Here is a 17,818-nt window from a genome sequence, read left to right on the forward strand (position 1 = left end):
CCGCCCCGGCCGCCCGGCCGTCCGAGCGCGCGTCTTCGAAGGCATCGAGCAGCGTCTCGAAGCCCGGCGTCGCGGGGGCCTCCTCGCCCGTGGGCGCGCGGCCGGCCTCGGCCCTCGGCCGCGTCGCAGTCAGGATGTCGAGGGGACTCATCACGGTACTCTCGGTCCAGCGCAGCAAGGGTTTCGGGGCAGGCACGAACGAAGGCGCGGGCTCACGGAGCCTCTCACGGCGTCATTGCCCGCTCGGCCCGGGCCAGGGCCTCGCGGGCCCGCTGGACCGCCGCCGGCTCCGGCACCGGGCGGCGGGCGGCCTCAAGCGGCGCGGGCGGATCGGCCGTCCCGCCTGCGGTGGGCGTACGGATCTGGCGGGCGGTGGAGAGCGCCGCGTCGAGGAGCTCGGCATCGGCCGGCGCGAGCTCGGCGCGGTCGAGGGCGCGCAAGGCCTCGGCGCCTTCCTCGAACCCGCCCTCGGCGACGATCAGGGCCGCGCCCCGGTAGAGGCGCGCCTGCGCGGCGGGGCGCGAGTCCGGCGCGGCGAGCCCGGCCGCGCGCCCGGCGGCGAACAGGGCGGTCTCGCGGCGGCCCTGCTCCAGCCCGGCCCGGGCGACGAGGAGGTAGAGGTCGCGCCGGCTCTCCGGCTCGATCTGATCGAGCATCCGCTCCAGGCTGGCGATGCGGGTGCGGTCGCTGTCGAAGTCGAGGCGCGTCAGCGCCGCCGCGAAGCGCTGCCGGAAATTGCCCGCATAGACCGAGCGGCGGAAGCGGCGCAGATACTGAATCGACAGGGCCTCGAAGCGCGCGGCGTCGCCCCCTTGAGCCACCACGAAGATCTGGCGGCGCAGCGCCCCCTCTTCGACGAGGGTGCCGGGCGCGAGGAGGCGGGCGAGGTCGAGCAGTTCCAGCGCGCGCACCGGCGCCTCGCGCACCAGCAGGGCGGATTGCGTCAGCGCCAGCTGGCCGGCGAGCCCGGCCGGCAGGGTGCGGGCGTCGATCCCGGACAGCTTGGCGGCGGCCTCCCGCTCGCGGCCCTCGAGATAGGCCAGCGCCCCCTGGATCAGGGGCAGCTCCGCCTCCGCGGCCTTGCCGGTGGCGAGGATGCGGCGCAGGACGCCGGGCCCTCCGCCGGCCAGCGCGAAGGTGACGGCGGCCCGCAGGTTCTCGGGCTCGGCCCAGCCTTCCGGATCGTGGTCGATCAGCTTCTGCTCGATATGGCCGAGGAGCTGGCGCTGGGCGAGATGGGCCTGGGTCGAGCCGCGGGCGATGCGGTCCTGCAGGAGCTGGAGCGTGCGCACGAGCTCGACCGGCAGGCCGTGCGCCTTCACCGGCAGGGGCTCGATCGGCTTTGCCGGCTCGCCATGGCCGCCATGTCCGTCGCCGGCCGCGGCGGCCGGAAGGGCGAGGCAGAGGGCGAGCAGGACGCCCGCGCCTGCGCTCGCGATCCGCCGGCCGGCCTTGCCCGCGGAGGCGGACGGGGAGGCAGACGGCGAGGCGCCTCGCGCCGCGGCGGGGGCCTGCGCCGGATGGGGGGACGCGCCGCGGTGCCCCCTCATTCCGGCAGCCCCCGCAGCAGGATCTCGATGCGCCGGTTCTCGGCGGCCTTCGGATCGGCCGCGACGCGGGGCTGGCGGTCGGCGTAACCCTCGATCCGCTCCACGCGGGCCTCGTCGACGCCGCCGCGCACGAGCATGTAGGACGCCATCTGGGCGCGCGCCGAGGACAGGCGCCAGTTGTCGTAGGTCTCCGACTTGAACGGGCGCGCGTCGGTATGGCCGCGGACCACGATGCGGCCGGGGTGCTGGTTCAGCACCTTGGCGATGCGCTCCAGCGCCTTGACCACCTTGGGCGTCGGCTCGGCCGAGCCGATTCCGAACATGCTGAAGTTGATCTCGTCGGTGATGCTGATGAGCACGCCCTCGCCGACGCGGCGGACCTCGACATGCGGGGCCGGGCTGCTCGTCGCCAGCGGCTGCACCGCCCGGGCGATCTCCGCCTTCAGCGCCGCGGCGGCGGCGGTCTCGGCCGCCTTGGCCTCGCTCACCGGGTCCTTAGGCAGTTCCTTGGCGGGTTCCTTGGCGGGTTCCTTCGGCGTCTCCTTGGCCGGCCGCACGGCCTTGGCCGCGGGCGCCGGGGCTGCCTCCGGCGGCGTCGCAGCGGCGGCCTTGGCCTCCGGACCCTCCACCGGCTTCGGCTCCGGCTCCCGGGAGGGCAGCGTCACGGGCTCGGCGGAGGCGAGGCGCACGCCGGCCTGCCGCATCGCCTCGCGCAGGCTCTGCGGCGCGACCTCCTTCGGCACGTCCCTCGTGGGCTCCTTGATCGCTTCCTTGGCTGCGTCCTTGCCCGTCTCCTTGGGGGACGCCTTGCCCGGGGCGGTGCCGGACGGCGCCCGCGCGTCGAGGCGGGCCTCCGTGGGGGCGGCCGTCGCCGTGTCGAGGGCGCCCGGCGTTTCGGTGCGGCGGCGGGGCAGGGCGGCGACCTGCCAGTAGAGCGGATCGAACGGGTCGCGCCCGGTCTCTCCGCCGGACACGCCGGGCTGGCCGGTTTCCAGCACCGAGGCGTCGGCGCTCGCGGCCTCTGGAGCGGCGTCGGCGTCTGCGGCGAGCTTGGCCAGAACGGCGTAGGGGTCCTGGAACAGGGCGGATTCCCGCGCGCGGCTGCCCGGGGCCCCGGCGGCGCCGGCCTTGTCCCCGTCCTTGTCGGCGCCCTCGCCTTTGCCGGTGCCGGCCGGGGGCGGGTCGTTCGGCGCGTCCTGGGGGTCGTTGACGCCCTTGCGGTCGTGGGTGACCTCGGCGAGCTTCACCGGGTTGAAGTACTCGGCGATGGTCTGCTTCTGCTCCTTGCTCGTCGAGTTGATGAGCCACATCACGAGGAACAGGGCCATCATCGCCGTCATGAAGTCGGCGAGCGCGATCTTCCAGGCACCGCCGTGATGGCCGTCCTCGTGGTCGCCGTGGCGCTTGATGATGATGATTTCGTGGGGCTGCTCGGACATCTCAGGCCTCCGCCACGGCCGCGGCGATCAGCCGGCCCCAAGCCGCCAGTTCCGTCTCGATCACGGTCTCGCCGGCGGTCACCGTCACCTCGGGCGTGTCGGCGGCCGTGAAGGCGACCGAGGCCGACAGGTGACCGAGCCGCCCCGACAGAGCGGTGATGAGGTCTTCCGGCCCGGTGACCCGCAGGGCCGCGGGCTGCGGCTCGGCGAGGAGCCGCGTGACCGCCACCGAGAGCGCGGCGACCGCCTGACGGCGTAGGGATTCGGTCAGCACCGGGGCGAGGAGCCGCGCCACCCGCTCCGAGAGCTCCGCGTCGAGACGGGCGAAGGCCGCGGTCAGGCCGTCGGCGAGGGCCGCCCCCTCGTTCTCCGCCCAATCCTGCCGCGCTTCGGCGAGGCGGTCCTGGAAGGCGGCGCGCTCGGACGCGATCCGGGCGGCGGCCGCCTCCTCCGCCTCGGCCCGGCCGGCCGCCCGACCGCGGGCCTCGGCCTCGGCGATCAGCGCCTCCCGGTCCTCCGCCGGCCGGGCCGGAGAGGGGGCGACGCTCAGGGGCACGAAGGCCGCGGGAGCGGGTTCGACCATGGCGGCCACCGCCGGCGCGGGCTGCGTCTGCCGGGGCGCAGTCGGCCGTCGCGGGGGGGCGGCCTCGGTGCGCCCGAGGCGGGCGGCCGGGCGGAACCAGTCCGAGTCGAAGTCCGGCTCGCTCGCGGCACCCGCGGCGAGCGGGGCCACGGCGAAGTCGGGGAGGAGCCTCGCGATCACGCCGTCCATCACGCCGGCTCCTCACGCATCAGCCAGCGCTTGAGGACGGCCGCGACCTGTTCCTCGTCGAGGTCGATGAGCTGCTCCAGGCGCTTCTGCGGCGAGCGGGCCATCTTGTCTTCCAACTCCTCGAGAAGGCCGGCGACGCCCGGCGCGGGCAGTTTCTGCGCGTCCCCGGCGGCCATGGCGGCGCCGGGGGCGGCCAGCGCCGGGGCACCCGAGGCGCCGGGCGACCCGGCGAGGGCGGGCGCGCCGTCCGGGGCCGCCAGGGCGGCGACCTCGGTCTGCGCCGCCTCCGGCACGGCGAGGATGGAGCGGAGCGCCGGGCGCAGGCCGAACCAGATCAGCAGGGCGGCCACGACCAGGATGGTCGCCGCGTTGATGAGCGTGCCGGACTGCTTCATCATCACGTCGGTGAGCGAGAGCGGCGGCACCGGCTCCAGCGGCTGGCCGTCGTTGATGAAGCCGACCGCGGCCACCTTGATCGTGTCGCCCCGCTCCTTGTTGAAGCCGGCGGCGGACCCCACGAGCTCCTCGATCTCGGCGATCTGCTTGTCGAGGGCGGCCTTGTCGTCGGGGCCGGCCAGGGCGGTGAGCCGCGAGCGGTTGACCAGAACCGCGACCGAGAGGCGGCGGATGGCGTAGCCGTCGCTCACCGTCTGAACGGTCTTCTGGGAGATCTCGTAATTGGTGAGATCCTCCTTCTTGGAGGTCTCGTTGCTCGACTGATCGTTGCCGTCCGAGCGGGTGCGCTGGTCGGGCAGGTTCTCCTGCGCACTGGTCGGGCGCTGGCTGGCGCGGTTCTGCGCGTTCTCGCTCTCGCGCACGGAGCGGACCGAGCGCTCGACCCGCTGATCGGGGTTGTAGATCGTCTCGTTGGTGCTCGTCTTGTCGGTGTTGAGTTGGGTCGCGACGCTGATTTCGAAATTGCCGACGCCGAGATAGGGCGCGAGCGTGCGGCGGATGTTGTCCTGCATCTCGCGGCTGACCGACTTCTCGAGCGTGGCCATCTTGCCCGTCGGCGCGGTGGTCGCGTCGTCGCCCGCGAGCAGCACCGTGCCCTCCGAGCCGATCACGGTCACCCGGTCGGGCTTCATGCCGGGGATGGCGGAGGCGACGAGCTGGCGGATCGCCTGGGCGCCCGACACGTCGTCGGCGGGCTCGGTGCGCACCACGACCGAGGCCGAGGCCGGCTGCTGGTCACGGCGGAACGAGCCACGGTCGGGGAGAACGAGGTGGACCCGGGCGGCGCGCACGCCCTTCATGCCCTGGATGGTGCGGGCGATCTCGCCCTCGAGCGCGCGGACCCGCGTCACCTCCTGCATGAACGAGGTCATGCCGAGGGAGCCGAGATCGTTGAACAGCTCGTAGCCGGACTTGGAGCTCTGCGGCAGGCCCTTCTCCGCCAGCAGCATCCGGGCCTGGGCGGTATGGCCGTAGGAGACGAGCACCGCCGAGCCGTCGGCAGCGACGTCGAAGGGGATGCCGTTGTCCTTGAGCACGCCGCCGATGCGGGCCACGTCCTCGCGGGAGAGGCCCGTGTAGAGCATCTCCTGCGCCGGCCGGCTCAGATAATAGGCGCCGATGCCGACCCCGAGGAACACCAACAGGCCGACCAGCCCGAGGGCGATCAGCCGCCTCGCGCCGAGATCGACGATGTTGCTCCACAATCTCTCGGCTTGCTCGCGACCCGGCATCCTGACGCCACCCCGAACCGGACCCGATTCTGGGCCCGGCGGCCATGTTGCCGCTCAGCCTTGCGCGGGGGTTGCGCGGCCGTTCCGAGACGGGCGCCATCGGCGACGAGGCCGTTTTCGAAGGATCGCGGGTCAGACCAAGCGGCACGGGACAGGATCGCTGGTCCTGTCCCGTGCGACCGGCGGACGACCCGCCGCGGGTACTGCGTGTCCAGGCGCGGGCGCTCCGGCCGATCAGCGAGAGGCTCGGCGACGGTGAGACCCCCTCGCCTCGAGGGCCGCGACGATCGAGGCGCCGCTCGCGCCTGGGCTGCGGCGTCCGCGGGCGCATCCACGTCCATCGTTCGGGCCGTCAAAAAAACGACCGCACCAACCCGCTGACCAACAGATTCCACCCGTCGATCAAAATGAAAAAAAGCACCTTGAACGGCAGCGAGATCACGGTGGGTGGCAGCATCATCATGCCCATCGACATCACGATGGTGGAGACGATGATGTCGATCACCAGGAAGGGCAGCACGATCAGGAAGCCGATCTCGAAGCCGCGCCGGAGTTCGGAGATCATGAAGGCCGGGATCAGGATGCGCAGATCCACCTTTTCGCCCTGCTCGGCTTTGGGGAAGTTGCGGCTCGCCAAGTCCGAAAAAGTCTGGAGATCCTTTGGGCGCACGTGCTGGGTCATGAATTCCCGGAACGGCTCGACGATCTTGGCGAAGGCCTCCTCCTCGCCGATCCGGTTCTCCTGGAGCGGCTTCACGCCCTCGGTCCAGGCGCGGTCGAAGGTCGGGGCCATGACGTAGAAGGTCATGAACAGCGACAGCGAGACGAGAAACATGTTCGCCGGCGTGCTCTGAAGGCCCAGTCCCGAGCGCAGGAACGAGAAGGCGACGGCGAAGCGGGTGAAGCTCGTCACCATGACGAGCAGGCCCGGCGCCAGCGACAGGACGGTGAGCAGCGCGACGAGCTGGAGGATGCGCCCGCTCGCCGCCCCGTTGCCCGGCGGCAGCAGCGCGTCGAGGCCGGGCAGGCCGGTGACGCCGCCGGGCGAGGCGCCCTGCGCCAGGGCGGCGGTGGCGGTGAGGCTGGCCAGAGCGAGGACCGCCACCGTGACCCCGGACCGGGCGCGGAGCGGGCGTGCCTGCAGAGATCCGCCCCCGCGCGGCGGGGAGGGCGCTCGGAGGGGGGCGCCGTGCAAGGCGACCCCGCTCACTGGACCACCAGGGATTCGACGATGAGCTCGCGCACCGCGCCCTTGGTGCGGGTCGCGACGCGCTCGTTGAGGTCCTCGCGCAGGTGCTGGAGACCGCTTGCGCCCTCGATCTGGGCCAGCGACATGGTCCGCAGATAGGCGACGGCGTCGGCGCGGATCTCGGCCAGCGTCACGTCCGGGTTCGGCAGCGTCCCGGTCTTGAAGACCACCGAGGATTCGATGCGCACCCAGGAATCGGCGGGTTCGGCGAGGTTCGTCACCGCCGAGCCGACGCTGCGCAGGGTGAGGTCGCCCGTGAAGTTGAGCACCTTGACCGCCTTGTCGGCCTCCTCGCGCTTCTTGAGGTCGACCGACTTCTCGACGGTGCCGAGCAGGTAGACGCCGAGCCCGCCGCCGGTGCCGACGGCCACGAGGGTGACCAGGGCGAGTGCCCCGATCCAGCCCTTGCCGCCCTTCTTCGCGCCGTCCTTGCTCTCGGCCATGACGATTTCCTTTCGTTCCCCTCGCGGCGATGCGGCGAGGGTGGCTCGCCGCATCGGCGGCGGAGCGCGATCGCGCGGGCCGTGAACGGGGCCGTTCGCGGCGATTCGGCGTCAGAACGGCGCCACGGTCTCGAAGACCTGCTGGCCCAAGGTCGGCCCCTGCACGTCGGTGAGGCGGCCGCGGCCGCCATAGGAGATGCGGGCCTCGGCGATCTTGTCGTATTCGATGGTGTTCTTGCGCGAGATGTCGCGCGGGCGCACGATGCCGGCGACGTTCAGCACGCGCACCTCGTTGTTGACCCGCACCTCCTGCGAGCCGGAGATCACCACGTTGCCGTTGGGCAGCACCTCGGTGACGACCGCCGCGACCGAGAGGCTGAGCGTCTCCTTGCGGTCGATGTTGCCCTGGCCCTTGGTCGAGGTGCCGGAGCGGATGCCGGTATCGGCGGTGGCCGAATCCTTGAGCCCCGAGACGCCGTAGCCGAAATCGAAGCCCAGGAAGCTCTTCTGGCTGCGCTCGCGCTCGGTGGCGTTGTCGAACTGCGCCTTGTCGTTGATCGCGATGGCCACCGTGATGACGTCGCCGACATTGCGGGCGCGCGGGTCCTGGTACAGCTCCGCGCTCGCGGGCGACCAAGTGGAATGGTAGCTTGGGCGCGGGCCGTAGGCGCCGAAGGTGGTCGGCAGCGGCTCGCGGGGGGCGTTGAGCCCGGTGCCGATCGGCGTCAGCACCGGCGCGCGTCCGAGCCGGTCGAGGTCGCTCCGGCAGGCGCCGAGGCTGAGCCCGAGCAGGCCCGCCACCGCGAGGGAAAAGCCACGCATCACGACCTCTCGTTCTTCTTCGGGGCCGGCGGGGCGCCCGCGGGGGCATCCTTGCGGCCGGCATCGGTCATCTTGCGGGCGAGGTTGGCCGCGCGGGTCGCCTCCATCTCGGACAGGATGGCGCTGGCCGCGCGGGCGTTGAGCTTGGTGAGCAGGGCGGCGGCGGAGTCTTCCGGCATGTTGGCGAACTGGAGCGCCGCCGCGTCGGGCCGCATCTTGGCGTAGACCGCGACCACGCTGTCGTCGGCCTTGGCCAGGAACTCGTTGCGGCGCTTGAGCCAGATCTCGTACTCGGCCCGCTTCTCCTCCAACGCCTTGATCCGCTCCTCGACCTGGCGCTCGAGCGCGGCGAGCTGCTCCTTCTGCCAGGCGAAGCGGGCATCGGCGGCGGCGTCGGCGATGTTGGCGCAGTAGCCGGTTTTCGCGGGCTCCCGGGCGACGAAGTCCTGGGCCGAGACCTCCTTGGGCGCGTCGCGGACCGCGAGCGCCTTCAGGGCGGCCTCTTTGGCCGGATCGGGCTTGTCGCCGCCGCCGGCCGCGAGGGCCGCGCCGGAGAGGAGGAGCCAGAGGGCGAGGGTGCGCGGAAGCCTCATCACTGCACCACCAGCTCCGCCTGAAGCGCGCCCGCGGTCTTCACCGCCTGCAGGATCGCGATGATGTCGGTGGGTTTCAGCCCGACCTGATTGAGGCCGCGCACCAGCGTCTGGAGATCGGAGCCGCCGAGGATGGCGAGCTTGCCCATCTGCTCCTGCGCGGCGACCTCGGTGCGGGGCACCACCCGGGTCTCGCCGTTGGAGAAGGGCGCGGGCTGGGACACCTCGGGCATCTCGGTGACCCGCACCGTGAGGTTGCCGTGGGTGACCGCGACCGTCGAGATCTGCACGTTGCGGCCGATCACGACCGTGCCGGTGCGCTGGTCGACGACGACCCGGGCCGGGGTGTCGGGCTGGATCGTGAGATCGCCGATCTCGGCCACCAGCCGGGTCTGGTTCATCTGGCGCCCGCGCATCACCACGACGGAGCGCTGGTCGCGGGCCGAGGCGATGCGCCGGCCGAAGGCGGAGAGCGACCACGTGTTGATCGCGTCCGAGATCTGGATCGACGACTTGAAGTCCGGATTCTTCAGCTCGAACACGAGTTCGGGCAGATCGCGGAACGTGCCCGGCACCTCGCGCTCGATGAGCGCCCCGTTGGGGATGCGGCCCGCCGTCGGCACGCCCTGGGTCAGCTGCTCGGCCGCGCCCTGCACGGTGAAGCCCGAGACCGCGAGCGGCCCCTGCGCCGCGGCGTAGACGAGGCCGTCGCCGCCGGTCAGAGGCGTCATCAGCAGGGTGCCGCCTTTCAGCGAGGTGGCGTCGCCCATGGAGGTGACGGTCACGTCGATGCGCGAGCCGGTCCCGGTATAGGGCGGCAGGTCGGCGGTCACCATCACGGCGGCGATGTTGCGGGTGCGCAGCCGGGCGTCGCGCACGTTGATGCCGAGCCGGTCGAGGAGCGATTGCAGCGACTGCTCGGTGAACTGGGCGTTGCGCAGGGTGTCGCCCGTGCCCTGGAGGCCGGTGACGAGACCGTAGCCGAACAGCTGGTTGTCGCGCACGCCCTTGAGCGTGGCGATGTCCTTGATGCGGGTGCCGGCGGCCTTGGCCGGGCCGGCGACGAGGGCGAGGCTCAAGCCCGTGGCGAGGCCGAGCAGGATGGCGAGGAGGACGCGGCCGGGCAATCGGCGGTTCATCACTGTGCGCCGATCCGGATGCGGCCGTCGGCCATCACGGTGCCGAGCACGATGCGGTTGGTGTCGGTGTTGCGCACCCGGATCGTCTCGCCGAGGCCCCCGTTCTGGAGCGGCGCGCCGACGGTGGTGATGACGAGGCCGTTCTCCTCGAAGATCATCTGGGTCGGCGCCCCGCGGCTCACGAGGCGGGGATCGTCGACGGCGTTGACCGGCACCGGCTCGCCCGGCAGCAGCATCCGCCGCGCCTGCCGCCCGGCGATCGCCGCGGGCGCGTCGATCACCGCCGAGCGCGCCCGGAAGGTCGAGGGATAGGCCTGCATCCGCAGCATCGAGTCCTTGATGGTGTCGCCGGGATAGATCGTGACGGTGGGCACCGGCAGCATGATCTCGGTGGCGGCCATGCCCTCGGCGGCGAGGGCCGGGAGCGGGCCGAAGCCGTGCGCGGCGCCCGCGAGCAGGGACAGGAGCAGGCAGCGGGCGAGGAGCGTGCGGGCCATGGGGATCGCGCCGTGTCGGGAGGGAAGCGGGGAGGGCGGCCGGGGGGCGTCGCAGGACGCCGGCGGAGGCCCTTAGCGGATGCCCTTGGAGATGGTGCCGGCCATCTCGTCGGCGGCGGAGATCACCTTGGAGTTCATTTCGAAGGCGCGCTGGGCGGTGATCAGGTTGGTGATCTCCTTCACCGGATCGACGTTCGAGCCTTCGAGGTAGCCCTGGTGCAGCTTGCCGAAGCTGACATCGCCCGGATTGCCGACGACCGGCGCACCGGAGGCCGGGGATTCGCGGTAGAGACCGTTGCCGAGCGGCTCCAGGCCCGATTCGTTGGCGAAGTTGGCGAGCGTCAGCTGGCCGATATTCTGCAGCGCGACCTGCCCCTCGACCTTGGCGAAGACCTGGCCCGAGAGGTTCACGGTCACTTCCGAGGTGTTCTGCGGGATCAGGATCGCCGGATCGACCGCGTAGCCTTCCAGCGTCACGAGCTGGCCGGCATTGTTGCGGTTGAACGAGCCGGCGCGGGTGTAGTTGATCTCGCCGCTCGGGGCGGTGATCTGGAAGTAGCCGCGCCCGTTCACCGCCAGGTCGAGCTGATTGCCGGTGTTGGCGAGCTGACCCTGCCGGTGCAGGTTGCGGATCGCGGCGGCGCGAACCCCTAAGCCCAGCATCGCCCCCTCGGGCACCGCCTCCTGGCCCGCCTGGTTCGGCGCGCCCTGCTGGCGCTCGGCCTGATAGAGCAGGTCGGTGAACTCGGCCCGGGCCCCCTTGAAGCCGGTGGTGTTCAGGTTCGCGATGTTGTTCGCGATGACTTCGAGGTTGAGCTGCTGGGCCGACATGCCCGTGGCGGCGATGGCGAGTGCGCGCATGACGAGGGTTCCTCAGATCGCCATACGGCTGAGTTCGAGATAGGCGGCCACGACCTTGTCGCGGACCGCCACGACGGTCTGCAGGCTCTGCTCGGCGGACATCACCGCCTCGACCACCTGCTGTGCCGTGGCCCGCCCCTGGATGCCCGCGATCGAGGTGGCCTCTCCCGCCCGCAGGGAATCGCGGGCCTGCGCGGCGAACTGGGCCATGACCTCGCCGAAATCGGTGCCGGCGGGGGCGGCGACCTGCGTCGGCAGCGCGGCCTTCTGGAGCGGCGCCGTCTCGGCGAAGGAGGTGCCGGCGACCTTGTCGAAGGCCGACAGCGAGGTGAGGGCGTCGATCATCGGGGCAAATCTCAGGACTTGAGGAGATCGATGACGCTGGCGACCATGGCCCGGGCCTGTTTGATGACCTGGAGGTTCGCCTCGTAGGAGCGGTTGGCCTCGCGCATGTCCGCCATCTCGACGAGCATGTTCACGTTCGGCAGCTTGACGACGCCGTTCTCGTCCGCCGCCGGGTTGCCCGGATCGTGCTCGGTGCGGAACGGCGTCTTGTCGGTGCCGATCTCGGAGAGCCGCACCGAGGCCGCGCCGGCGGCCCGGTCGAGCTCGGCCATGAAGGTCACGGTCTTGCGGGCATAGGGCTCGGACCCGGGGGTCTCGCCGGTCGATTGCGCGTTGGCGAGGTTTTCCGAGACGACGCGCATGCGCACCGACTGGGCCTGGAGCCCGGCCGCCGCGAGCCGGGAGGCGGAAAGCAGGGGATCGATCACGACCCGCTCCGCACGGCGGCCATCAGCATGCGATGGAACGACTTGACGATCGCGGTGTCGAGATTGTGCTGCCGGGCGACCTCGCCGCCCTTGAGCATCTCCTGCTCCAGGCTGACCCCGCTCGAGGATTCGAGCACCTCCCAGCCCGCGGGCTGGGCCGTCTTGACCGGGATGCGCGTGCCCGCGGCCTCGAGATGGGTGTTCGCGGTCGAGGCCATGTCGAGCCCGGTCCGCGCCAGGACCTGGGCGAAGGGCACCGTGTCGCGCGCCTTGAAGGCCGGCGTGTTCGCGTTGGCGACGTTGCCGGCGATCGTGGCCTGCCGCACGGCGAGGTAGCGCGCGTGCTGCGAGGCGAGGTCGAACAGGTAGACGCCCGTCATGGCAACGCCCCCATCCCAAGGGCCCTCGTGAAACGTGGACGCCGCGGGCTCGAAGGCCCGGCGTCCCATGGGCGGTTTAGGCAGGCAATCTTGCACGAGGCTGGCTCGGCGCTTGACAGAGGGGGGGCGCCCGGTGCGCCTGCGCCCATGGTGTCGAGCGACGAAGAGCGGGCGGGAGCCGAGGGCGTGCCCGTCCTGGATCCGGGGCCGGCCCGCTATGCCGGTGGGGCCGGATCGGGCGGGCGCGAGGGCCTGCATCGGCTCGCGCCCAACCACCGCTTCGCCCGCGCGGTGCTCCCCTTCACCGGGCTGCGCCCCGGGGCCTGGGCCTGCCTGGCCTTCGGCCTCGCCTATGACGCGGCGGAAACCGCGTGCCTCGCCGCCGATTGCGTGGCGGTCGGCGTCGATTGTCTGGCCGGCGACGGGTCGAGCCTCGACCTCGACCATGTCCCCGGGCTCACCCGCGGCCTGCTCGATCCGCACGCCGCCTGGATCGCGGGGCCGGACCTCGCGGGGCCGGAGGCGCGGCGGCGCATCGCCTTCCGGGTGCCGGACCAGGCCCGCGATCTCGCCGTGACCTTCCGCTCCTGGCGCAACACGGCCCCCGTCACGGTGACCGATCCGGTCCTCCTCCTCGGCGCGCCCGATCCCGCCGCGGCCCCGCGGCGCCGACCCCTCGACACGGAGCCCGTCTCCCTGACCTACGCCCTGCCCGAGGGCGTCGGCCTGACCCTGCGCGGCCAGCTCTACGCCCCGCGGCCCGACGAGCACGCCGCCCGGGTCCGGCTCACCTACCGGGACGCGGCGGGCGTCGAGATCGCGCCGCCCTATCCCGGCGCCGTGTCGGTGCCGGGGCTGGGGGCGGTCGTGAACCTCTCCACCGTGCCGCAGGCGCGCCGCTTCACCCTCGCCCTGCGCCCGCCGACCGGCGCGGCCTCGGTGACCCTCGATCTCGGGCCCTGGGAGGAGGCGCAGGCGCCGGCCGGGGCCGAGCTGATCGGCGCGCCGGAAGTGGCGCTGGAGGACGGGTTCCGCCTGGAAAGCCTGTGCGGCGACGATCCCCTCGCCGGCCCCGCCTTCCTCGCCCGGCTCGCCGAACGGCTCGGGCTCGGCGCGGACGCCCCGGGCGGCTGGCTCGCTCCGCCGGCGGCGGGGATGTCCGTTGCTCCCCTGCTCGCCCGCATCCGGGCGACCCGCGCCGGGCCCGATCGCGACGCCCGCCATGACGGGGCGGGCGTGAGGCTGACCCTCGCCAGCCTGCCCGACTGGACCCTGCCGGCGGCGCCGGACTGGCGCGAGGACCCGTTCCGCACCGTCGGCTGGCGGCTCGCCTACCAGTCCCTGTCCTGGCTGCTGCCCCTCGCCGCGACCCCGGAGGGCGAGGCCCGCGCCCGGGCGCTGGCGGCTTCGTGGGCGGCGGCCAATCCCTGGGGCCATCCGAGCGACCCGCTGAGCCTGCACCCGGCCGCGTTGGCGCCCCGCGCCGACGTGCTGGCGCGCCTTCTGTCAGGGGAGCGGGACGCGGCGCGCGAAATCATCGCCGCGGAGGCGGCGCGGCACGGCTTCGCCCTGGCCGAGATCGTCGGGCAGAACACGCTGGCGCGCGCGCTCCACGGCCTCCAGGCCTCGGCCGCCCTGCTGGCGCTCGCCCGCGCCCTGCCGCATTTCGCCTTCGCGCCGCACTGGGAGACCCTCGCCTGCGAGAGCCTGGGGCGGGGCTTCGACGCCCTGCTCGGGGCCGACGGCGCCTTCGCCGAATCCGCGCCCCTGCGCCGTCTCGACCTGCTGACGCACGGGCAGGGCATCGCCGCCGCGCTCGGTGGCGCGGCGCCGGGGCCGGCCATCGCCGAGCGCGTCGCGGCGGCGCTGCCGGGCCTTGCCCGGCTCCTCGATCCGGCCGGGCGGCTGCCGCCCTTCGGCGACACCCCGCCGGGCCTCGACCACGCCGCCTGGATCGCCCGCCTGGGGGCGCCCGCGGGCGACCTCGTGGCGGTCCGTGAGGACGACCCGGCCGGGCGCGAGGCGGAAACGCCGGAGATCATCGCCCTGCGCTACGACGGACCCGAACGGGGCTGGGCCCATTTCGCCTGCCTCCATGCCGGCCCGTCGCCCCAGGACCACCGCGACTGCACCTCCTTCGTCTTCGCCACCGGTTCGCGGCGCTGGATCGTCGAGGGCGGCGGCGCGGAGGGCGTCGAGACCGGGGCGGCGCGCCATCACCTGAACTCGGCCCGCGCCCACAACGTCGCATGGCCCGACCGATGCGAGCCGGTGGCCGGCCGGGGCTGGCCGACGGCGCGCTTCGCCCTCGACGGCGCGCAGGTCATCGCCCTCGCGACCAACGTGCACGGGCCGGACTATGCCCACGCCCGGATCTTCGTGGTGCTGGACGATCTGCGCGGGCTCGCGGTGCTCGACCGCTTCACGCGGCGCCGGGCGGAGCGGGCGATCTCCTTCGCGGGGCAGGTGCAGCTCGCGCCCGACACGCTGGTCGCCCTGTCGGGGCCCCGGCGGGCGCTCGCCCAGCAGGACGGGCGGCGGCTCGAGATCCTGTCCTGGACGGTGACCGGGCAGGCGGCCGGGCTGGCGGTGAGCGTCGGGCGCAGCGATCGGCCGGGGGCGATGCGCGGCTTCGTCGCCGCGGGCACCGGCGGCCTCAAGGCGGCGCCGGTCCTGCGCTACGCCGTCACCGGACGCGGCACGGTCTGCGGCGGCCTCGTCGTGGCCGCGGATCGGGACTCCGAGCAGGCGCTCGTGCGCCTGCTCGCCTCGGAGGCGGTCCGCCGCCTCGCGGAGGGCGGGTAACCCCCCTCAGAACCCGGCGAGGAGGGCCGCGACGGCGCGGTCGATCGACAGGTAGAACACCCCGAAGGCGACGGCGGCCGCAGCCGCGAATTCGAGGGTCTGGTTCGGCAGGGTCTGGAGGCGGCGCATGGTCTCGCGGCCGAAATAGGCGGCGGCCCAGGCGAGCGTCAGCACCGCGGGCATCACGAACAGGTAGGAGAGCGTGCTCTCGACCCGCACCGGTCCGGCGGGGTCGATCAGGGCGCGGATGTTGCGCACCCACGGCACGTTGGCTGCGGCGTAGAGCGCCGTCAGCCACGACAGGCCGACCGCCACTCCGAGATGCAGCGTGAAATGGCGATGCAGGCGCGAGAAGTCGTCGCGCGCGTCGTCGAGCGTCATCCGGCAAACCCCCAAACGGCCCGGCCGGTGATTCTTGAGCGATCCGGCCGCGATGACGTGTGGATGCCGGGGAAGTCGGGGTTTTTTGTGACGGGGCGGGAACCATCCGCCTTCGGTCACGGGTGCAGTCACGGCAGGGGTTGAACGCAAACGGCCGCCCGAAGGGCGGCCGATCAAGGCGCTCCAGCATCCATCCCTCTTCACCCCTCAAGGGCGGCGCGGACGCGCTGCCATCTCAGGGATGCGGTCGGGTGTTGGAGGCCCGCGTCGAACAGGCGATCAGTTGTCGAGGAAGCTCCGCAGCTTCCGCGAGCGGCTCGGATGCTTGAGCTTGCGCAGCGCCTTCGCCTCGATCTGGCGGATGCGCTCGCGGGTCACCGAGAACTGCTGACCCACCTCTTCGAGGGTGTGGTCGGTGTTCATGCCGATGCCGAAGCGCATCCGCAGGACGCGCTCCTCGCGCGGCGTCAGCGAAGCGAGCACACGGGTCGTGGTCTCGCGCAGGTTCGACTGGATCGCCGCGTCGATCGGCAGGACGACGTTCTTGTCCTCGATGAAGTCGCCGAGATGCGAATCTTCCTCGTCACCGATGGGCGTTTCGAGAGAGATCGGCTCCTTGGCGATCTTGAGGACCTTGCGGACCTTCTCCAGCGGCATGGCCAATTTCTCGGCCAGCTCCTCCGGGGTCGGCTCGCGGCCGATCTCGTGCAGCATCTGGCGCGACGTCCGGACGATCTTGTTGATCGTCTCGATCATGTGCACCGGGATGCGGATGGTGCGGGCCTGGTCGGCGATCGAACGGGTGATCGCCTGCCGGATCCACCACGTCGCATAGGTCGAGAACTTGTAGCCGCGCCGATACTCGAACTTATCGACGGCCTTCATCAAACCGATATTGCCTTCCTGGATCAGGTCCAGGAACTGCAGGCCGCGGTTGGTGTATTTCTTGGCGATCGAGATCACGAGGCGGAGGTTGGCCTCGATCATCTCCTTCTTCGCCTGGCGGGCTTCGCGCTCGCCCTTCTGCACCATCGAGACGATCTTGCGGTACTCGCCGATCTTCAGGCCCGTCTCGGAGGCGAGCGTCAGGATCTGCTCGCGCAGGTCCGCGACCTGCCGGCCGCCGCGCTCGACGAAGTTCTTCCAGCCCTTGCCGCCCAGCGTGCCGACGCGGGCCATCCAGTTCGGGTCGAGCTCGTAGCCCTGGTAGTGGCGCAGGAACTCGTCGCGGGCGACGCCGTGGCTCTCGGCGGCGCGCATCAGGCGGCCCTCATGCGAGATGAGGCGCTTGTTGATGTCGTAGAGCTGCTCGACCAGGGCCTCGATGCGGTTGGCGTTGAGCGAGAGGGACTTCACGTCGGTGACGACGATGTCCTTCAGCTCGGCCTGCTTCTTGGTCTGGGCGGAGGTCGGCGTGCCGCCGCCCGTCTTCAGCTCCGTCTCCTCGTTCTGGAGCTTGCGGAGCTTCCGGTAGTTCGAGGCGATGTTGTCGAAGGTCTCGAGAACGCGCGGCTTGATCTCGGCCTCCATGGCCGCGAGCGACACGTTGTTCTCCATGTCGTCCTCGTCGTCGCCGCCTTCCGGCGGGACGGCGCCTTCGCCCTCCTCGGTCTCCTCGGTGCCTTCCTCCGGCGTCTGGGGCGCCCCGCGGGCATCGGGCCCGGCATAGGTGGCTTCGAGGTCGATGATGTCGCGCAGCAGCACCTTGCCGTCGACGAGCTCGTCGCGCCAGATGATGATGGCCTGGAAGGTCAGCGGGCTCTCGCAGAGGCCCGCGATCATCGCCTCGCGGCCGGCCTCGATGCGCTTGGCGATGGCGATTTCGCCCTCGCGCGAGAGCAGCTCCACCGAGCCCATCTCGCGCAGGTACATGCGCACGGGATCGTCCGTGCGATCGGTCGGCTCCTTGGCGGTGGGCGTGGCCACCGTGACGGCGCGCGCCGACGTCGAGGTCTCCGCGACCTCGGTGCCCTCGGCGGGCTCCTCGTCCTCGGTGGCCTCGCCGTTGGCCTTGGTCTCGGTGGCGGTCTCTTCCGATTCCTCGGCCTCGACCACGCGGATGCCCATGTCGTCGAGCTGGGCCAGCACGTCCTCGATCTGGTCGCCGTCGACCTGACCGTCGGGGAGAACCTCGTTGATCTCCTCGTAGGTGACGTAGCCGCGCTTCTTGGCGAGCTTCACCATCCGCTTGACCGCGGCATCCGTCAGGTCGAGGAGCGGGCCATCCGTCGGTTGCTCCTGGGCGGCGTCCGCATCGTCCCGCTCGGTTGCCTTCGTTGCCATGCTCAGCCTATGTTCTCGTGGCGGCGGCGGGGCCGTGAGCCCGCGCGCATCCCGCGAAAGACCCGTCGCAATGTAGGGGAATGGCGCGCTTGTCGAGTGCCCGCGCCGATTCTCGTCGCTTAAAGCTCTAGCGCGCCGTGTGT

At 72.1% G+C, this 17,818-nt stretch carries 17 protein-coding genes; 1 reads left to right on the forward strand and 16 read right to left on the reverse strand.

Translation table 11 applies throughout. The features are described 5' to 3' along the window. Positions 1 to 224: 224 nt before the first annotated feature. The 14 genes from LW587_RS18905 to flgB all read right to left on the reverse strand — a co-directional run bounded on the left by LW587_RS18905 (position 225) and on the right by flgB (position 12,206). Entirely contained in the window at positions 225 to 1,550 is a 1,326-nt protein-coding gene (locus LW587_RS18905; RefSeq protein ID WP_232631143.1) for a chemotaxis protein MotC, read from the reverse strand. Then, positions 1,547 to 2,989, reverse strand: a complete 1,443-nt coding sequence (locus LW587_RS18910) for a MotB family protein (RefSeq protein ID WP_232631144.1) — start codon at positions 2,987 to 2,989, stop codon at positions 1,547 to 1,549. Before LW587_RS18910 ends, LW587_RS18905 begins: the two co-directional genes overlap by 4 nt. A 1-nt stretch (position 2,990) precedes the next feature. Continuing rightward, positions 2,991 to 3,761, reverse strand: a complete 771-nt coding sequence (locus LW587_RS18915) for a hypothetical protein (protein WP_232631145.1) — start codon at positions 3,759 to 3,761, stop codon at positions 2,991 to 2,993. Continuing rightward, on the reverse strand, positions 3,761 to 5,449 hold the full coding sequence (gene fliF, locus LW587_RS18920) for a flagellar basal-body MS-ring/collar protein FliF (RefSeq protein ID WP_232631146.1): 1,689 nt from the start codon (positions 5,447 to 5,449) through the stop codon (positions 3,761 to 3,763). Before fliF ends, LW587_RS18915 begins: the two co-directional genes overlap by 1 nt. A 352-nt stretch (positions 5,450 to 5,801) precedes the next feature. Beyond that, positions 5,802 to 6,512 (reverse strand): flagellar type III secretion system pore protein FliP, encoded by a 711-nt coding sequence (fliP, locus tag LW587_RS18925; RefSeq protein WP_232631167.1) that lies wholly within the window; start codon positions 6,510 to 6,512, stop codon positions 5,802 to 5,804. A gap of 143 nt (positions 6,513 to 6,655) precedes the next feature. Continuing rightward, the gene (locus tag LW587_RS18930) at positions 6,656 to 7,141 is read right to left on the reverse strand and encodes a flagellar basal body-associated FliL family protein (RefSeq protein WP_232631147.1); all 486 of its coding nucleotides are present in this window, start codon (positions 7,139 to 7,141) and stop codon (positions 6,656 to 6,658) included. A 111-nt stretch (positions 7,142 to 7,252) separates the two neighbouring features. Continuing rightward, a complete protein-coding gene (gene flgH / locus LW587_RS18935; RefSeq protein ID WP_232631148.1) occupies positions 7,253 to 7,963 on the reverse strand; it encodes a flagellar basal body L-ring protein FlgH in 711 nt (236 codons plus the stop codon). Beyond that, on the reverse strand, positions 7,963 to 8,556 hold the full coding sequence (locus tag LW587_RS18940) for a MotE family protein (RefSeq protein ID WP_232631149.1): 594 nt from the start codon (positions 8,554 to 8,556) through the stop codon (positions 7,963 to 7,965). Before LW587_RS18940 ends, flgH begins: the two co-directional genes overlap by 1 nt. Next, the gene (gene flgI / locus LW587_RS18945) at positions 8,556 to 9,695 is read right to left on the reverse strand and encodes a flagellar basal body P-ring protein FlgI (protein ID WP_232631150.1); all 1,140 of its coding nucleotides are present in this window, start codon (positions 9,693 to 9,695) and stop codon (positions 8,556 to 8,558) included. The genes LW587_RS18940 and flgI overlap by 1 nt, the downstream gene beginning before the upstream one ends. Beyond that, positions 9,695 to 10,192: a flagellar basal body P-ring formation chaperone FlgA gene (flgA, locus tag LW587_RS18950; RefSeq protein WP_232631151.1), complete on the reverse strand. Its 498-nt coding sequence runs from the start codon at positions 10,190 to 10,192 to the stop codon at positions 9,695 to 9,697. Before flgA ends, flgI begins: the two co-directional genes overlap by 1 nt. A gap of 72 nt (positions 10,193 to 10,264) precedes the next feature. After that, positions 10,265 to 11,053 (reverse strand): flagellar basal-body rod protein FlgG, encoded by a 789-nt coding sequence (gene flgG, locus LW587_RS18955; RefSeq protein WP_232631152.1) that lies wholly within the window; start codon positions 11,051 to 11,053, stop codon positions 10,265 to 10,267. A 12-nt stretch (positions 11,054 to 11,065) separates the two neighbouring features. Then, complete coding sequence (locus LW587_RS18960; protein WP_232631153.1) at positions 11,066 to 11,398, reverse strand: flagellar hook-basal body complex protein FliE; 333 nt, start codon at positions 11,396 to 11,398, stop codon at positions 11,066 to 11,068. 11 nt (positions 11,399 to 11,409) lie between these two features. Beyond that, positions 11,410 to 11,826, reverse strand: a complete 417-nt coding sequence (gene flgC / locus LW587_RS18965; protein WP_232631154.1) for a flagellar basal body rod protein FlgC — start codon at positions 11,824 to 11,826, stop codon at positions 11,410 to 11,412. Continuing rightward, positions 11,823 to 12,206 (reverse strand): flagellar basal body rod protein FlgB, encoded by a 384-nt coding sequence (gene flgB, locus LW587_RS18970; protein ID WP_232631155.1) that lies wholly within the window; start codon positions 12,204 to 12,206, stop codon positions 11,823 to 11,825. The genes flgC and flgB overlap by 4 nt, the downstream gene beginning before the upstream one ends. Positions 12,207 to 12,353: 147 nt before the next feature. On the opposite strand from flgB, the gene LW587_RS18975 reads away from it, so the two are divergent. Next, positions 12,354 to 15,011 (forward strand): heparinase II/III family protein, encoded by a 2,658-nt coding sequence (locus tag LW587_RS18975; protein ID WP_232631156.1) that lies wholly within the window; start codon positions 12,354 to 12,356, stop codon positions 15,009 to 15,011. Positions 15,012 to 15,017: 6 nt separating this feature from the next. Here LW587_RS18975 and LW587_RS18980 read toward each other — a convergent pair whose 3' ends face one another. Beyond that, positions 15,018 to 15,392 carry a hypothetical protein gene (locus tag LW587_RS18980; RefSeq protein WP_232631157.1) on the reverse strand — a complete coding sequence of 125 codons (375 nt, stop codon included), beginning with the start codon at positions 15,390 to 15,392 and terminating at the stop codon, positions 15,018 to 15,020. 279 nt (positions 15,393 to 15,671) lie between these two features. Beyond that, entirely contained in the window at positions 15,672 to 17,675 is a 2,004-nt protein-coding gene (gene rpoD / locus LW587_RS18985) for an RNA polymerase sigma factor RpoD (protein WP_232631158.1), read from the reverse strand. Between the last annotated feature and the right edge of the window lie 143 nt (positions 17,676 to 17,818).

The sequence above is a fragment of the Methylobacterium sp. Leaf118 genome, from assembly GCF_920984675.1.
Classification (GTDB): Bacteria; Pseudomonadota; Alphaproteobacteria; order Rhizobiales; family Beijerinckiaceae; genus Methylobacterium.

What these genes read in the sequence shown, in the direction of transcription:
- LW587_RS18905 (WP_232631143.1), bottom strand. Translation starts at nt 1,550, where the DNA reads ATGAGGGGGCACCGCGGCGCGTCCCCCCATCCGGCGCAGGCCCCCGCC.
- LW587_RS18910 (WP_232631144.1), bottom strand. Translation starts at nt 2,989, where the DNA reads ATGTCCGAGCAGCCCCACGAAATCATCATCATCAAGCGCCACGGCGAC.
- LW587_RS18915 (WP_232631145.1), bottom strand. Translation starts at nt 3,761, where the DNA reads ATGGACGGCGTGATCGCGAGGCTCCTCCCCGACTTCGCCGTGGCCCCG.
- fliF (WP_232631146.1), bottom strand. Translation starts at nt 5,449, where the DNA reads ATGCCGGGTCGCGAGCAAGCCGAGAGATTGTGGAGCAACATCGTCGAT.
- LW587_RS18930 (WP_232631147.1), bottom strand. Translation starts at nt 7,141, where the DNA reads ATGGCCGAGAGCAAGGACGGCGCGAAGAAGGGCGGCAAGGGCTGGATC.
- flgH (WP_232631148.1), bottom strand. Translation starts at nt 7,963, where the DNA reads ATGCGTGGCTTTTCCCTCGCGGTGGCGGGCCTGCTCGGGCTCAGCCTC.
- LW587_RS18940 (WP_232631149.1), bottom strand. Translation starts at nt 8,556, where the DNA reads ATGAGGCTTCCGCGCACCCTCGCCCTCTGGCTCCTCCTCTCCGGCGCG.
- flgI (WP_232631150.1), bottom strand. Translation starts at nt 9,695, where the DNA reads ATGAACCGCCGATTGCCCGGCCGCGTCCTCCTCGCCATCCTGCTCGGC.
- flgA (WP_232631151.1), bottom strand. Translation starts at nt 10,192, where the DNA reads ATGGCCCGCACGCTCCTCGCCCGCTGCCTGCTCCTGTCCCTGCTCGCG.
- flgG (WP_232631152.1), bottom strand. Translation starts at nt 11,053, where the DNA reads ATGCGCGCACTCGCCATCGCCGCCACGGGCATGTCGGCCCAGCAGCTC.
- LW587_RS18960 (WP_232631153.1), bottom strand. Translation starts at nt 11,398, where the DNA reads ATGATCGACGCCCTCACCTCGCTGTCGGCCTTCGACAAGGTCGCCGGC.
- flgB (WP_232631155.1), bottom strand. Translation starts at nt 12,206, where the DNA reads ATGACGGGCGTCTACCTGTTCGACCTCGCCTCGCAGCACGCGCGCTAC.
- LW587_RS18975 (WP_232631156.1), top strand. Translation starts at nt 12,354, where the DNA reads ATGGTGTCGAGCGACGAAGAGCGGGCGGGAGCCGAGGGCGTGCCCGTC.
- LW587_RS18980 (WP_232631157.1), bottom strand. Translation starts at nt 15,392, where the DNA reads ATGACGCTCGACGACGCGCGCGACGACTTCTCGCGCCTGCATCGCCAT.
- rpoD (WP_232631158.1), bottom strand. Translation starts at nt 17,675, where the DNA reads ATGGCAACGAAGGCAACCGAGCGGGACGATGCGGACGCCGCCCAGGAG.